At 72.0% G+C, this 14,562-nt stretch carries 13 protein-coding genes; 5 read left to right on the plus strand and 8 right to left on the minus strand.

Annotation, left to right across the window (positions count from 1 at the left end):
• Positions 1-39 precede the first annotated feature (39 nt).
• Entirely contained in the window at positions 40-1,203 is a 1,164-nt protein-coding gene (locus ACFY1H_RS45910; RefSeq protein WP_366583407.1) for a low temperature requirement protein A, read from the minus strand.
• Between the two features lie 75 nt (positions 1,204-1,278).
• Between ACFY1H_RS45910 and ACFY1H_RS45915 the strand changes: the two genes are divergently transcribed.
• From ACFY1H_RS45915 to ACFY1H_RS45930, 4 genes are all read left to right on the plus strand, one after another.
• Positions 1,279-2,409 carry a histidine kinase gene (locus ACFY1H_RS45915; protein WP_366583408.1) on the plus strand — a complete coding sequence of 377 codons (1,131 nt, stop codon included), beginning with the start codon at positions 1,279-1,281 and terminating at the stop codon, positions 2,407-2,409.
• Positions 2,406-3,053, plus strand: a complete 648-nt coding sequence (locus tag ACFY1H_RS45920; protein ID WP_366583409.1) for a response regulator transcription factor — start codon at positions 2,406-2,408, stop codon at positions 3,051-3,053. Before ACFY1H_RS45915 ends, ACFY1H_RS45920 begins: the two co-directional genes overlap by 4 nt.
• Positions 3,054-3,073: 20 nt before the next feature.
• Positions 3,074-4,036 carry a squalene cyclase gene (locus ACFY1H_RS45925; RefSeq protein WP_366583410.1) on the plus strand — a complete coding sequence of 321 codons (963 nt, stop codon included), beginning with the start codon at positions 3,074-3,076 and terminating at the stop codon, positions 4,034-4,036.
• 106 nt (positions 4,037-4,142) lie between these two features.
• Complete coding sequence (locus ACFY1H_RS45930; protein ID WP_386956300.1) at positions 4,143-5,531, plus strand: hypothetical protein; 1,389 nt, start codon at positions 4,143-4,145, stop codon at positions 5,529-5,531.
• On the opposite strand, the gene ACFY1H_RS45935 is transcribed toward ACFY1H_RS45930, so the two are convergent.
• From ACFY1H_RS45935 to ACFY1H_RS45955, 5 genes are all read right to left on the minus strand, one after another.
• Positions 5,528-6,277, minus strand: a complete 750-nt coding sequence (locus tag ACFY1H_RS45935; RefSeq protein WP_386956302.1) for a tyrosine-protein phosphatase — start codon at positions 6,275-6,277, stop codon at positions 5,528-5,530. The genes ACFY1H_RS45930 and ACFY1H_RS45935 overlap by 4 nt on opposite strands.
• 64 nt (positions 6,278-6,341) lie before the next feature.
• Positions 6,342-7,544, minus strand: coding sequence for an amidohydrolase family protein (locus ACFY1H_RS45940; RefSeq protein ID WP_386956303.1), 1,203 nt, complete (start codon positions 7,542-7,544; stop codon positions 6,342-6,344).
• Positions 7,541-8,974 (minus strand): sodium:solute symporter family protein, encoded by a 1,434-nt coding sequence (locus ACFY1H_RS45945; RefSeq protein ID WP_366583414.1) that lies wholly within the window; start codon positions 8,972-8,974, stop codon positions 7,541-7,543. The genes ACFY1H_RS45940 and ACFY1H_RS45945 overlap by 4 nt, the downstream gene beginning before the upstream one ends.
• Positions 8,974-9,174: a hypothetical protein gene (locus ACFY1H_RS45950; protein ID WP_220238265.1), complete on the minus strand. Its 201-nt coding sequence runs from the start codon at positions 9,172-9,174 to the stop codon at positions 8,974-8,976. The genes ACFY1H_RS45945 and ACFY1H_RS45950 overlap by 1 nt, the downstream gene beginning before the upstream one ends.
• 4 nt (positions 9,175-9,178) lie before the next feature.
• The gene (locus tag ACFY1H_RS45955) at positions 9,179-10,378 is read right to left on the minus strand and encodes a M20 family metallopeptidase (RefSeq protein ID WP_386956304.1); all 1,200 of its coding nucleotides are present in this window, start codon (positions 10,376-10,378) and stop codon (positions 9,179-9,181) included.
• A gap of 121 nt (positions 10,379-10,499) precedes the next feature.
• Here ACFY1H_RS45955 and ACFY1H_RS45960 point away from each other — a divergent pair, with 121 nt between their 5' ends.
• Complete coding sequence (locus tag ACFY1H_RS45960; protein ID WP_386956305.1) at positions 10,500-11,513, plus strand: Lrp/AsnC family transcriptional regulator; 1,014 nt, start codon at positions 10,500-10,502, stop codon at positions 11,511-11,513.
• A gap of 576 nt (positions 11,514-12,089) precedes the next feature.
• On the opposite strand, the gene ACFY1H_RS45965 is transcribed toward ACFY1H_RS45960, so the two are convergent.
• Together ACFY1H_RS45965 and ACFY1H_RS45970 are read right to left on the minus strand one after the other, a co-directional pair.
• The gene (locus ACFY1H_RS45965) at positions 12,090-13,571 is read right to left on the minus strand and encodes a DUF1996 domain-containing protein (RefSeq protein WP_386956306.1); all 1,482 of its coding nucleotides are present in this window, start codon (positions 13,569-13,571) and stop codon (positions 12,090-12,092) included.
• Between the two features lie 240 nt (positions 13,572-13,811).
• Positions 13,812-14,561 (minus strand): anti-sigma factor family protein, encoded by a 750-nt coding sequence (locus tag ACFY1H_RS45970; protein WP_386956307.1) that lies wholly within the window; start codon positions 14,559-14,561, stop codon positions 13,812-13,814.
• Between the last annotated feature and the right edge of the window lies 1 nt (position 14,562).

Here is a 14,562-nt window from a genome sequence, read left to right on the forward strand (position 1 = left end):
GTCGGCGCCAGGGTGGGAAATCCTTCTCCACCCACGGGTCTACGCGGCCGCCGGCGCCGCCGAACGACGCCGCAGCAACCCGGCGCCCGCGGCCACGACCAGCAGCCACAGGAACGCCGCCGGCGCCATCGTCTCGCCCGCCAGACCCAGCGCCAGCGGGATCGCCAGGCCCGGGATCGCCGTCACGATCGCCCACCGGACACCGCGGCCCGCAGCGGAACCCGCCAGCGAGCCGATCACCGCGAACGCCGCGATGCAGCCGCACAGGAGCCAGCGCGTGGACGGTTCGAGAGGGCCCTCGGCGACGGACTCGACCGCATCGCCCAGCGCCCCCGCGAACGCGGCCAGCAGACCGGCGACCAGGCAGTGCAGGGGCAGCAGCAGGCGCGGTCCGAGGGCGTCGGCGGCCAGGTAGGGAATGCCGCCGAAGCCCTGGTTGAGCGACGTGCCCCAGAGAGTCGCGAGCAGGGCCAGCGCGGCGATCACCGTGAAGAACAGGCGGGCGCTCCACTCGGGGGTCGAGGCCATCGCGTCGGTGACGGTGAGGACGCCTTCGCCGAGCACGATGATCGTGAACAGGCCCAGCCGTTCGCCGAAGTGGACGGTGTCGAGGCGGGCCAGGGTCGGGTGCTGGACGGGGCCCTCGCGGTGCGCGAGCTTCGCGGTGATGCTGGCGACCAGCCGGTCGCCCGAGACGGCGAACGTGATCACCAGGTCGAGCGCCAGCCCCAGCGCCCACAGCCCGTAGCGCCACGGCGAGTCGACCCAGAGCGACACCACCCACGGCACCACGCCGAACCCCAGCTGCGCCACCGGCCAGTCGACGATCACGCGCACGCCGCCGCGGCGGCTCTCCCACACGCGGTCGGCCAGGGCGCGCACGGCGATGTAGGCGACGGCGAACACCTTCGCGTGGCTGCCGTGGATGTCCGACACCGACGCGGCCATGAACGCGAGGCCGGCCATCGCCAGCAGCACGGGCATCGTGTGGGCGGCGCCCTTCGCGACGTTCCCGTAGACCGTGAAGCACATCCACGCCGTCCAGAAAGCCAGGAAGCACACCACGTACAGCCCGACGTCGCCCCAGGACGTGCTGCCGTGCACCAGGTGCGCCAGCTGCGCGACCCCCGCCACGGCCACCAGGTCGAAGAACAGCTCGAGCCAGGACGCGTGCCGTTCCTCGCTCTTCTCGGTCGTGGTCATGGCGGACAGTATGGCCGCGGGATCTACACCCGAGGGTTGAAGACTCCCGCGCGTCCCGCCGATATCGTCGGCCGGGTGTCCGACGCACCCCTGAACAGCGCCGACCACCGCGTCCGGCGGGTGGTCTCGGTGCTCGTCCTGGTGCTGCTCACGGTGCTCGCGGCGAAGTCCGAACCGCAGCCCGCGCTGCACGGCCAAGGCCTCGGGGTGCTGCTCGGCCTGCTCGGCGTGCTGCTCGGCGGGGCGATGCTGATGTACGGCGTGCAGCAGTGGCGGTTGCCGGCGCCGGTCGAGATCGGCTCGTTCCTGCTCGTGCTGGCCAGCTCCGTGACGCTGGTGTGGCTCGAACCCAACGGCACAGGGTTCTTCGGCGGTTTCCTGCTGGCGGCCACGGCGTCGGCGCGGCTGGACCAGCGCAAGGGCACGATCGTCGCCGGCCTGAGCGCGGCCGCACTCGTGGCGGCGAGCCTGTTCGGGGCGCGCCACGAGGCCGTGCCGACGCTGCTGAGCGCGCTCGGCATGCTGGCGTTCTACCGGCTGGGGGTCTACACGCGGAAGCTGCGCGAACGCACCGAAGAGCTGGAGCAGACCCGCGCGGCCCAGGTCCGCGCGGCGGCGCTCGCCGAACGGCAGCGGCTCGCGCGCGAGATGCACGACGTGCTCGCCCACTCGCTGTCCGGTCTGCTGCTGCACCTCGAAGGAGCGCGGCTGCTGTCCGTCCACAGTGGAGCGGACCCGCGGCTCACCGACACCGTGGAACGCGCCCACCAGCTCGCGCAAAGCGGGCTCGCCGAGGCGCGCCAGGCGATCGGCGCGCTGCGCGGCGAGGACTTGCCGGGGCCGGAGCGGCTGCCGGTGCTGGCGGCGGAGTTCGAACGCGACACCGGGATCCCGTGCGAGGTCACCGTGAGCGGTCAGGCGCCGGAGCTGGCCGCGCAGACGCGGCTGACGTTGTACCGGGTTGCGCAGGAGGCGCTGACCAACGTCCGCAAACACGCCGACGCCGAGCGCGTCGACCTGCGGCTGAGCTACGAACCGAGCGGCACGCTCCTGACGGTCGAGGACCTCGGCCGCCCGGGTACGGCGCCCGGCGACCACGGCTACGGCGTGAGCGGCATGCGCGAACGCGCCGAGCTGCTGGGCGGGCAGCTCGACGCCGCACCGACCGGCACGGGGTTCCGGGTGAGCCTGTGGGCGCCGGCGTGATCCGCGTATTGGTGGCCGACGACCAACGCGTGGTGCGCGACGGCCTGTCGATGCTGCTCGGGCTGCTGCCCGGTGTCGAGGTCGTCGGCACCGCGGCCGACGGCGATCAGGCGGCCGAGCTGGCCGGGCGGCTGAAGCCGGACGTCGTGCTGATGGACCTGCGCATGCCGCGCTGCGACGGGATCGAGGCCACGCGCCGTATCCGCGGCCGCGACCACGACGTGCAGGTCGTCGCGCTCACCACGTACGCCGACGACAAGTCCGTGCTCGACGCGTTGCAGGCCGGCGCCCGCGGCTACCTCACGAAAGACGCCGGCGCCGACGACATCCGCCGCGCGCTGAGCCAGGTGACGCAGGGCGCCGCCGTGATCGACCCCGCGGTGCAGCACCACCTCGTGGACGCGCTCACGTCCGGCGCGCCCCGGACGCCGTCCGCCTCGGTGCCTGACGGCCTGACACCCCGCGAGGTGGACGTGCTGACGTTGATCGCCGACGGCCTGTCCAACACCGAGATCGCGCACCGGCTCTTCGTCGCCGAGGCCACGGTGAAGAGCCACATCAACCGCATCCTCGGCAAGATCGGCGCGCGCGACCGGGCGCAGGCCGTCGGGTACGCCTATCGTCACGGGCTGACTTCGGGGTGAGGCGGCCGTAGAGTCGGCCCATGGCTGAGGTGCTCGCGTGGCTGCTCGACTCCGACCCGGCGCTGCGCTGGCAGGTCGAACGCGACCTGGCGGGCTCACCGCCGGAGGTCTGGGAGGCGACGCGCGCCCGCGTCGCCACGGAGGGTTTCGGCGCGCGGCTGCTCGCCCTGCAGGACCCGGACGGCCAGTGGGCCGGCGGCGCGTTCTTCCCGGCCGAGTTCAAGGGCTCGCCCGAGGACGGTCAGCCGTGGACCGCGACCACGTGGTCGCTCAACGCCCTGCGCGACTGGGGCCTCGACGCGTCGGTGCTCGACGGCACGGCCGAGCTGCTGGCGCGCAACAGCCGGTGGGAGTACGAGAACCTGCCGTACTGGGACGGTGAGGTCGACGTCTGCATCAACTCGTGGACGCTGTCCAACGGCCTGTGGCTCGGCGCCGACGTCGACGGCATCGCCCGGTGGTTCGTCGAGCACCGATTGGCCGACGGTGGGTGGAACTGCCTCTGGGTGGAGGGGGCCGAGCGGTCATCCGTGCACTCGACCCTCAACGCGCTGAAAGCCTTGCTGGACCACGAGAAAGCCGGCGGCTCCGTGGACTCCGCCGGCTCTGTTGCCGACGCTCGCCACGCCGGCGAGGAATACCTGTTGTCCCGCAGCCTGTTCCGGCGGCTGTCCACGGGCGAGCCGATCGCGCCGTGGGTCCGGTCCTTCAGCTACCCGTTCCGCTGGTTCTACAACGTCCTCAACGCGGCCGACTACTTCCGCGCCGCCGCCCTGTTCGACGGCACCGCCCCGGACCCGCGGATGGCCGAAGCCGTCGACCTCATCCGCGCCGCGCGCCAACCCGACGGCACCTGGCTGCAGGCCCGCCGCCACCCCGGCGAGGTCTGGTTCGAGATCGACGCCCCGGCCGGCGAACCGTCGAAGTGGCTCACCTTCCACGCAACGCGGGTCCTCGATTGGTGGGACTCTCGCACACGCTGACAACCAGGTGATCGTTCACTCGTGCGGGTGCGAGGACCCGTCCGCCCCTGCCGGGGGTGGCTCGGCGGTGTAGGCCTGAGGGGGTCGCCGCCGAGGGGAGTTGGGCATGAAGCTGGGTCGGGCGCTCGTGCTGGCCGTGGTCGTCGCTGTTCCGCTCGCCGCGCCGGCCGTGGCGACGCCGCCGGACGCGGCCACGGCCGAGGTCGCGCAGGCCGTCCGGGCGGGCACGCTCGGCCAGGACCACGGGGTCGCCGACTCGTGCACCGGGGTCGTGCAGGGGCATCAGGTGGACCTCGGCTGCCTGACGAACGTCGTCACGCGCGACAAGGCGTCGGCCGATCCGCTCACCACCCCCGCGCCGGCCGGGTTCTCGCCCGCGGACCTGGCGCGTGCGTACCACCTGCCGGACGCGAAGACCGGCGAACGCGGCATGGTGACGATCGTCGGCATCGGCGCGTACCCGACGCTGGAGGCCGACCTCACGACCTACCGCAGCCAGTTCGGCCTCCCCGAGTGCACGACCGCCGACGGCTGCCTCAAGATCACCGACTACCACGGCGGTCCGCCGCTCAAGCCCGCCGACGGGCTCGGCGAGATCGAGGAGGCCTACGCCACCGAGACCGCGCTCGACGTCGACCTCGCCTCCGCCGCGTGCCCGATGTGCCGCATCACGATGGTCCAGATCCCGATGGACGTCGGGCGCCTGCTCAACGCCGTGCTGCTGCAGCTGCCCGGCCAGCTCGCGGACGACTTCGGCACGGCGGTGAGCTACGCGGCCAGCCTGCATTCGAGCGCCGTCAGCATGAGCTACGGCGTGCCCACCGGCCTGCAGGGCGACTACCTCGGCACGGGCGCGCCCGCCGTGGCGCTGCACCACCCGGGCATGGCCGTGGTCGCCGCGTCGGGTGACAAGGGCTATCTCGGCGGGCCGCAGCTGTGGCCGCAGGAACTGCCGTGGGTCACGTCGGTCGGCGGCACGTCGCTGAGCGGTTCCGGCGGCTCGTTCGTGCAGAAGGCGTGGGGCAGCCTCTTCACCCCGCACGGCGAACAGCAGCGCTGGGTCGGCGCCGGCAGCGGCTGCGCGCTCGACCTCGGACCCGCGCAAGGCCAGCCCGCCGCCATCGCCGCCAACTGCTCCGGCCACCGCGCGGGCTCCGACGTCTCCGCGGTCGCCGACCCGCTCACCGGCGTCGCCGTCTACCGCTCGTACGCGCCGAACAACGGCAAAGCCGGCTGGCTCGTCGTCGGCGGCACCAGCGCCGCCTCGCCCTTCGTCGCCGGCCTCTACGCCCGCGGCGGCCGGCTGTCCGGTGTGGACGGTCCGAACACCTTGTACAGTGCCCCTCCCGGCACTCTCGCCGACGTCTCCGCCGGCTCCAACGCCCAGCACGGCCCCGCCGACTGCGCGCAGTTCAAGCCCGTCGTCTGCTCCGCCGGCCCGGGCTGGGACGGCCCGACGGGCCTGGGCGTGCCGGTGGGGCTCGGCGCGTTCTAGCCGGCCAGCTTCGCGCGGATCACCGCCAGGTCAGCCCCGCTGACGCCGGCGTCGAGGAGGTAGCGCTCGGCGTCGAAGCCGTCGAGCACGGCCAAGAGCGCGCCTTGCGTTGTCGTACCGCGGTTCGCGAGGAAGGTCTCGATGAGCGGCCCCTGGTCCTCCCGGCCCAGCGCGGCGAACAGCGGCTTCACGGCCGCGGTGGACAGGTCGTAGTCCGCGGCGATCGCTGCGGGTTCCACGTCGGCGAGAGCCAGCAGCAGAAGGGCGACGAGACCGGTCCGATCGCGGCCCGCACCGCAGTGGAACACGACCCCGCCGGGCCCGGATCGGGCGAGCGCGGTGACGACGACGGCGCAGCGTTCGGCCTTGCGTTCGAGGAAGGGGCGGTAGTAGAGCGGGCTGCCGTCGAGCTGCTCTTCGTCGACGTACGCCCAGAACTCCACGTCGGCGACGTCGTCGAGCGGCACCTCGACGCGGTCAAGGCCGGCCGGCGTGGCGACGTCCGCGCCCGCGAACTGCGCCGAACCCGCCCGAGATCCCGCGATCTCGTCGGCGTTGCGCAGGTCGAGCACGGTCCGCAAGCCGTCCTCGTGCGCCCGGGCCCAGCCCTCGGCGGTGACGAACCGGAGGTCGCCCGAGCGGAAGAACGCGCCGTGGCGGGTCGTGCGGCCCGACGTGGTCGGCAGGCCGCCGAGGTCCCGCGTGTTGTGAAACCCTTCCCAATCCGGAACTCTGCTCGTGGTCATCAGCCGATCATGGCAGGCCTGGGTGCTCCGGCTCCCGGAAACAGCCGGAGCACCCAGGAAAGCGTCACACCGCCCGCACACCGTCCTGCCAGACTTCCCGGACGTTGGCCGCCAGGTTCGCGAAGTCGTACGGATCCCCCGCCACCACCACGACGTCCGCGCGCTGCCCCGGCGCGAGCAGGCCCAGCTCTCCGTCCATCCCGAGCAGGCGGGCGGCCGACGACGTCGTCGCCACGAGCACGTCGGCCGGGCTCATGCCGCACGAGCGCATCAGCTCCAGCTCCTCCAGGTTCGTCCCGTGCGGACCCACGCCGCTGTCCGTCCCCATCGCGATCCGCACCCCCGCGGCGACCGCGCGGCGCACCGAATCGGCGTGGACCTCCGCGACCTCCTTCGCCTTCTGCACCACGGCGTCCGGCAGCGAAGCGCCCGCCGCGGCCGCGCGGATGACGTTGACCGGCGCCACCAGCGTCGGCACGAGCCAGGTGCCGCGGGCCAGCATGAGCTCGATGGCCTCGTCGTCGAGGTAGATGCCGTGCTCGATGGAGCGGATGCCGGCACGCACGGCGTTCTTGATGCCCTCCGCGCCCTGGGCGTGGGCCATCACCGCGCGGCCCTGCATCTGGGCCTCGGTGACGAGGACGTCGAGCTCCTCCAACGTGAACTGCGAGTGCCGCGGGTCGTCGCGCGGCGACAGGACGCCGCCGGTGGTGCAGACCTTCAGCACGTCCGCGCCGGCGCGCAAGAGCGTCCGGGCCACGCGGCGCATCTCGTCCGGGCCGTCGGCCGTCGCGTCGGGGCGGCCGGGGTGCGGCAGCGACAGCGGAACGCAGTGGCCCGAAGGCATCCAGCCGTCGCCGTGGCCGCCGGTGGGGCTGATCAGGCCGATGGCGATCTGCAGCCGCGGCCCGGGGATCAGCCCGTCGGCCACGGCCTGCTTGATGCCGAGGTCGGCACCGGCCGCGTCGCGCACGGTCGTGATGCCGAGCTTGAGCGTGGTCCAGAGGTTCCGGGCGGCCTCGTAGAACTGGTAGGAGAACGGCTTCTGCACGCGCGGCAGCAGTCCCAGGTCGGACACCGTCACGTGCACGTGGCAGTCGAACAGGCCGGGCAGCAGCGTCGCGCCGGTGCAGTCGACGGACCGGTCGCCGTCGAGACCGGTGCCGACCTCGACGATCCGCCCGTCCTCCACCACCACGTCGGCCGGAGCGGGGGCGCTGCCGGTGCCGTCGAACACCGAGCCGCCGCTGAACACCGTGCGGGTCATACCGGTTCTCCTTGCTTCACGGGAACACCGGGCCGCGTCACGGCCCGTTCGACGCCGGCGGCCACAGCGAGCACGACGACGTTGGCCGCGAGCCCGATCAGGCCGACGTTCACGGTGCCGGCGAACTTCGTGTCGAAGAACGTCAGCCAGATGACCACGATCTCGCCGGCGATCAGCCCGGCGAGCACCGGGCCCTTGCCGACCGGCACCTTCTTGAGGAAGCCCAGCAGGTTGGCCGGCGCGAGCTGCACCGAGCCGGAGTACGTGAGCAGCAGCAGGTTCGCGAGCAAATCGGGCCGGAAAATGCCGAGCACCAACGCGAGCGCGCTCGCGAGCACGACCGTGCCGTGGTTGATCCAGAACTGCTTGCGTTCCCCGCGCACCCGCGCGATGTTGCGGGCCACCAGCGAAGAGATCCCGATGAGGATGCCGGCCGCGGGCACCATGGCCGTGGCGGTGGCCGCCACGACGACCAGCCCCGTGACCCAGCCCGGCAGCGCGTCCTTGCTCAAAGTCAGGAGCACGCCGTTGGGGTCGCTGGTCTTGTCCACCACCAGGATCGCGGCGAACCCGATGATCATCGGCAGCAGCAGGCACAGCTCGTAGATCGGCATCCACGTGTAGTTGCGCCGCAGCACCTTCGGGTCGCGCGCGGCCATCAGCGCGGGCCACGAGTGCGGCAGTGTCATGAGGCCGACGCCGATCGCGCTCACGAGCATGCTGGTGATGAACCACGTGTGGTCGTTGGTGCCGGCGTGGATGAACAGCTTCTCCGGGTGCAGCTGCTCGATCTTGTGGAACACGCCCGACACGCCGCCGGCGAAGTGCGCGGGCACCGCGATGATCAGCACCACGAGGACCACGAGCATGATCGCGTCCTTGAAGTACGACGTCGCGGCCACACCCCGCAGCCCGGCCCACAGCACGAACGCGACGATGAGCACGCTGCCGAGCACCATGCTCAGGTTGCCCGACGCCGCGTCGCCGGTCACCAGCCGCACGATCAGGCCGAGGCCGGTGATCTGCAGCTGCAGGTAGGGCAGCACGAAGATCACGCCGAGCACGGCCGAGAGCGTGCCGAGGAACTTGCTGGAGAAGCGGTCCTCGAGGAAATCGCCCTGGGTGAGGTACCCGCGTTCCTTGCCCATCCGCCACAGGCGTTTCGCCAGGAAGAACAGGACCACGTAGGCGATCGGCACGTAGGGCAGCGCGTACATCGCCGCGACGCCGCCGGAGAACGCGAGCCCCGCCATGCCGAGGAAGGTGAAGGTGGTGAACACCTCGCCGGCCTGCAGGAACCACATCGTGAGCGCGCCGAACTTGCGGCCGCCGACGGTCCACTCGCTCAGATCCGCCGCGGGCTTGCGCCGCCCGACGAAGCCGAGCACGCCGATGAGGACGATGCCGACGATCGTGAAGGCCAGGATCATCAGTCGTCACCCGCCCCGGCGCGCGCCATCATGCGCTCGCTCAGCAGCAGGGCCGGGGTGAACATGAGGCACCAGAAAGCGCCCCACACCAGCATCTTCGGCAGGCCGAGCCACAGCCCGGTGGAGTTGACGAACGGCAGGAACGGCATGAGGACCAGCGCGATCACCGGGATGATCGGCGGGAGGTGGTAGCTGCGCATGTGATCACGCTGCCAGGACCGCGAGCTGCCGGCACGCCAGCTCGGCCAGCAGGGTCGCGCCGTCGGCGAGCACCGAGTCGTCGAACGCGGCGCGCGGCGAGTGGTTGTTGGGCGCGCTGGCCGGATCGTCCGAGCGTGACGCGCCGAGGAACACGAACGCGCCCGGCACCTTCCCGAGCACCCGGGAGAAGTCCTCCGAGCCCGTCATCGGGTCTTCCAGCAGCTGGAACCGTTCCTCGCCGAAGACCTCGCGCACGGTGCCCGCGATGAAGTCATGGCCGGCGTCGTGGTTGACCAGCACGGGGTACTCGGCGTCGTAGGTGATCTCGACGTCCAGGCCGTGCGCGGCGGCGATGCCCTCGCACACGCGCACGACCTGCGCGCGGATACGCTCGCGCACCTCCGGGTCGAACGAGCGCACGGTGGCCTCGAACACCGCGTCGTCCGGGATCACGTTGCGGCGCGTGCCGGCGTGGAAGCTGCCGACGGTGAGCACGACCGGCTCGAACGCGCCGAACGCCCGGGTCATGCGGGTCTGGAGCGCGGTGACCATCTCGCACGCGGCCGGGATGGGGTCGCGCGAAGCCTCCGGCGCCGAACCGTGGCCGCCCGCGCCGACCACGCGCACCTTCACCGCGTCGGACGCGGCCATGAGCGGTCCGGGACGGCAGGTGAACAGGCCCCGCGCGTGGCGGGAAGCCGAAACGTGCAGCCCGTAGGCGGCGTCGACCTGGCGGCCGGACGCGGTGAGCACACCCTCGTCGATCATGTAGCCCGCGCCGTCGCAGCCTTCTTCGCCGGGCTGGAACATGAACACGACGTCGCCGGCCAGCCGGTCGCGGCGGCAGACGAGCAGCTGCGCGGCGCCGACGAGCCCGGCCGTGTGCAGGTCGTGTCCGCAGGCGTGCATGGCGCCGTCGATCTGGGAGGAGAACTCCTCGCCGGACGCTTCCGTCACAGGCAGCGCGTCCATGTCGCCGCGCAGCAGCACCGTGCCGCCGGATCCGCCACCGCCGCGCAGGACGGCGGTCACCGAGGACAGGTCGCGGCCGAGGCTGATCTCGAGGCCGAGGCCGTCGAGGGCCTGCAGCACTTTTTCCTGGGTGCGGGGCAGGTCGAGGCCGATCTCGGGGGTGCGGTGCAGCGATCGGCGGAGCGCGACGAGGTCGGGGCGCAGGGCTGCGGCGTCGGAGCGCAAGGACATGGGTCTCCCTCGCTGGAACATCGACATATGCTGGCCCGACGATGATGCGAGTGTCGAACGCTCCTGCCGGCCGGATCGCAGGAATCCGCCAAATCGGCGCCGCGTGGACGAAGGATCGGCCATGTTGAGCGAGAGCGACCTCAAACTCCTCGACGCGCTGCAAACCCGGCCGCGCGCGACGTGGGCCGTGCTGGGCCAGGCGCTGGGCATCGGCGCCGTGACGGCCGCACGCCGGTGGGAGACGTTGGTGTCGCGCGGGCAGGCCTGGCTGACCGCGTACCCGGGCGGCGAGCTGGTGGCGCAGCTGGCGCTGGCGTTCGTGGAGATCGACTGCGCACCGGGCGCGGCGTTGGCTGTGGCGCGGCGCCTCGCGGCCGACCCGCACGTGGCGACGGTGGAGTTCCTGGCCGGGCACTGCGACCTGCACATCCACCTCGTGGCGCCGTCGCTGCGCGCGATCTCCGACTACGTGCTGCACCGGTTGTCGGCGCTGCCTGGTGTCACGGCGACGCGCACGGTGGTGTCGCCGCGGCTGTTCACCGAGGGCAGCCGGTGGCGAGTTCGTGCGATCTCGCCGGGCGAGCGGGAAGCTCTGGTGTCGCCGTCGGCGCGATCGTCCGGACCTTTGCGCTTCGGCGAGCTCGACCAGGCGCTGATCCTGGCTCTCGGCGAGGACGCCCGCGCGTCGGCCGCTTCGCTGGCGGTGCAGCTGGGCGTGGGCGCGAGCACCGTCCGGCGCCGCCTCGACGCCCTGCTGGCCCGCGGCGCCGTCCGCCTGCGCTGCGAGATCGCGCGGCCCCTGTCCCCCGCACCCGTCACGGCGATGCTGTGGCTGCGCGTGCCGCCCGACAAGCTCGAGACGACCGCGCGGTCGCTCGCGATGCTGCCGGAGGTGCGCATGTGCGCCGCCCTCAGCGGGGCGGCGAACCTGATGCTGGTGGTGTGGCTGGGTTCCCAGCACGACCTGCTGCCGCTGGAGGGATCACTGGCGGCCAAGCTGCCGTGGCTGGAGATCGTCGACCGCGCCGTGACGCTGCGCGGGATCAAGCTCATGGGCCACCTGCTCGACGACGAAGGCCTCGCCGCCGGCCACCTCCCCTTGGACTTCTGGTCCCCGGTGACGAAAAACCCTTGACCGGTCCGGCGGGTGCGGGGGGATGTGGGAGGGAAGCGCCCGCCGGACCGGCAAGGAACCCGACCCGGCGAGTGGGGGGTGGGTGAAGGAGAGGGAACCTCGCCGAATCGGAGCTTTTTCGGGGTGGGGTCAGCCGGTTTCCGAAGCGGACACCGGCGGCACCGGCAGCACACCGGAGAACCGCCCGGAACCGGCCGCCCTGCCACCTCCGTCACACCACGACAGATCGGCAGCGGTGTCGCGCGCCGGATCCTCACGACCGTCGCGGTCGAAATCCTCTGTGTGGTAAGGGAAATTCATCACTGCTCCTGGGTCTTTCCGTGCTCCGGCGAGGTGAGGTGAGCCCGCGCAGCTCCCGCGCGAGGCACCGCACCGCGCCGGCGTTCCGGTCGCCCGAAGCGCAACACCCGGGTACCCACCCGACGGCGGCGGGCCGTGAACTCCGCGTGGCTCGGGGAAAACCGCATCTCGACTCCTCCGGTCACCCGGCCGAATCCCGGCCGGGGCGGGGTGGGGGCGGCCCGGGTCCCAGCGGTGTCCGAGCGAGACACCGCCCCGAGCCGCCCTCTCCCCTGGTCATTCCTTGCAGCGCTTGCCCGTGTTGATGCAGGAGACCACGCGGTTCATCTGCGACTGCGTCATGACGTTGGCGAAGTCGTCGTGGTCCGAACGGGGGTTGTGCTTCTCCTCGGGGAACGCGTCCACTTTGTACTGGCCCTTGACCTGCACGTCGTGCGGGATGTTGTAGACCAGGGTGATCTTCAGCTGCGGCACGGCCTTGAAGCCGCGCTTGCAGTTGCCGTTCGCGTCGGAGAAGACGATGTGCGTGCGGTGGTTGGCGCTGTCGATGTTCTTGCCGTCCCAGCAGTTCGGGAAGGCGTGGATGCGCTCGACCTTGCTGCCGGTGGGGCAGATCGGGTAGTGGTCGGTCAGGCGGTCTTCGAAGCCCGAGCACGTCCAGCTGGCGCGGGCGTTGGCGGGACCGTTGGCGCCTTCCTTCGCGTCACCGTAGAGCACACGCAGGAACCGCGGCATCGCCACGACCTTGCGCGCACCACCGCTGCCGAAGGACAGCGTCGCGGACACCACGCGCTGGATCTCGCCGTCGTTGCCGGCGACCTCGTTCGCGTCGTTCACGCCCGGGAGCTCGGCGGCCGCGCCGTTGTCCTGCTTCTGCTTCTGCTCCGTGGCGCTCTCGCCGGCGGCCGGATCGCTGTTGGCGCCGCCGTTGTCGAGGCCCGTGCTGTCGGAGTCCTGCACGGCGCAGCCCGCGAGCGCGGCCGGGTCCTCCGGCTTCACGCCCTGCTCGGTCATCTTGTCCGAGATCTTCTTCAGCGACGCGGACCGCTTGCTCTTCAACGAGTTCAGCACCGCGGCCGAATCCTGTCCGGCCTCGACCTGCTTGTCGGCCTGGTCGACCTGCGCGTCCATCGCGTCGAGCTCGGTGTTCACCGCGTCCATGGCCGCGTCGGGCACGTCGGGCAGCTCGCTCACCACGTCGGGGCACTCGACCTGCGGCGCGGCGGCGTCCTTGGCCGCGCCGGCGCGGTCGGCGGCCACGTCGTCAGCCGGCGGGGAGGCTTCCGAAGACGCCGGGGCTTCTTCCTCGTCGCCGGTGTCGATGCGGACCACCGGCCAGTAGTAGGTGGACTTGTCGCCGTTCTTGCACGTGGTGCCGGCCTTGGCGAGGCTGCGGTTGGTCGAGTCGGCGTTGGTGGAGAGGTTGCCGACGTAGTCGTGCAGGTGCTGGGCGCCGTTGCGCACACCCGGCTGCGCGATGAAGTTGTCGGGGTTGAAGTGCCCGTTCTCGTTGCGTCCACAGTCGACGGTGAACGTGCCGCGCGCGCCGCGGTTCTGCGCCCGGCTCACGTTCGAGCCCTTCGGGACTTTGTTGATGTCCAGGAAGAACGACTTGTCGGCCGGGTCGGCGCCGGCGCGGTCGGGCTCGCCGGACGTGGCGTTCACGGCCAGCGCGCCGACCGCGAGGGCGAGGCCGAGCGCACCGGTGGCGATCGTGACGCGCTTCGCCGACCGGTGCCGGGGATGGTTCCTGGTCATGGTGCTGTGCTCACCTCGTTCGATCCTCCGGGCGCGCCGAACTACGGCCGCGGCCCGGGTGTGAACTACTTGGAGTCGAGATGCTCGGCAGCTCGGATGCGGGGGAATCCGGTGCCGGCACTGGGGAATACGGACGGGAAGGCGAAGTGGTTCAAAAAGAAATCGCCGCGTTATCCGCACGTGATCGGGAAGCCAGTCGTACGGTCCACAAAGGACAGAGCATTTCCCCAGCGGGGAGGCTCAGCGGTCGACGACCACGAGCAGCGTGCCGTCGTCGGCCCGGACCTCGAACCGCGTGATCTCGTCGGCGGGCAGCGACGTGCCACCGGTCACGTGCAGCGGGTCGGGCGAGCCCGCGATCCCGTAGCCCTTCGCGGGCACGGACCAGCCCGTGACCGTGCGGATGTCGCCGGAGGAGGAGATGGCGAGCAGCTGGCAGTTCATCGGTCCCGCGACGCCGCTCAGGTCGAGGTCCACGGAGCTGCCCCACTCGCGCGGGGTCACGGTCACCCGCGCGGTCACGGCCGAAGCGCCCTGACCCGACGACGTGCCACCACCGGGCGCGGACAGCGAGGAGGACGGCGCCGGCGGAACCGACGTCGGCGCGGCCAGGCTCACGGAGGGGCCGGCGGCGTCGGCCGGGCGCACCGCGAGCGTCACGAGCGGACCCGCCACGACGAGCGCGGCCGCGGCCGCCGCGGCGACGAGCCCGATGCGCCGGCGCCGCTTGCGCTTCACCGTCGCCTCGGCCATCAGCGCCCGCAGCACGCGCGGACCGGGCGCCAGCGTGCGCCCGGGCGTGACCGGTACCGGCGGCTCCGGCCAGTTCTTCTTCACGAGGTCGAGCACGTCGGGCAGCTGGTGCAGCTCGACGAGGTCGAGCTGGCAGTGCGGGCAGTCGAGCAGGTGTTCCTCGAACCGCGTGTTGTCGGCCTCACTGAGCACGCCGAGCACGTACGCGGCGAGGTCGGTGTGCGGGGACCCGGCCACC

This window comes from Amycolatopsis sp. NPDC001319 (assembly GCF_042896185.1).
Taxonomy (GTDB): Bacteria; Actinomycetota; Actinomycetes; order Mycobacteriales; family Pseudonocardiaceae; genus Amycolatopsis.

What these genes read in the sequence shown, in the direction of transcription:
- ACFY1H_RS45965 (WP_386956306.1), bottom strand. Translation starts at nt 13,571, where the DNA reads ATGACCAGGAACCATCCCCGGCACCGGTCGGCGAAGCGCGTCACGATC.
- ACFY1H_RS45955 (WP_386956304.1), bottom strand. Translation starts at nt 10,378, where the DNA reads ATGTCCTTGCGCTCCGACGCCGCAGCCCTGCGCCCCGACCTCGTCGCG.
- ACFY1H_RS45945 (WP_366583414.1), bottom strand. Translation starts at nt 8,974, where the DNA reads ATGATCCTGGCCTTCACGATCGTCGGCATCGTCCTCATCGGCGTGCTC.
- ACFY1H_RS45910 (WP_366583407.1), bottom strand. Translation starts at nt 1,203, where the DNA reads ATGACCACGACCGAGAAGAGCGAGGAACGGCACGCGTCCTGGCTCGAG.
- ACFY1H_RS45925 (WP_366583410.1), top strand. Translation starts at nt 3,074, where the DNA reads ATGGCTGAGGTGCTCGCGTGGCTGCTCGACTCCGACCCGGCGCTGCGC.
- ACFY1H_RS45950 (WP_220238265.1), bottom strand. Translation starts at nt 9,174, where the DNA reads ATGCGCAGCTACCACCTCCCGCCGATCATCCCGGTGATCGCGCTGGTC.
- ACFY1H_RS45935 (WP_386956302.1), bottom strand. Translation starts at nt 6,277, where the DNA reads ATGACCACGAGCAGAGTTCCGGATTGGGAAGGGTTTCACAACACGCGG.
- ACFY1H_RS45930 (WP_386956300.1), top strand. Translation starts at nt 4,143, where the DNA reads ATGAAGCTGGGTCGGGCGCTCGTGCTGGCCGTGGTCGTCGCTGTTCCG.
- ACFY1H_RS45960 (WP_386956305.1), top strand. Translation starts at nt 10,500, where the DNA reads ATGTTGAGCGAGAGCGACCTCAAACTCCTCGACGCGCTGCAAACCCGG.
- ACFY1H_RS45940 (WP_386956303.1), bottom strand. Translation starts at nt 7,544, where the DNA reads ATGACCCGCACGGTGTTCAGCGGCGGCTCGGTGTTCGACGGCACCGGC.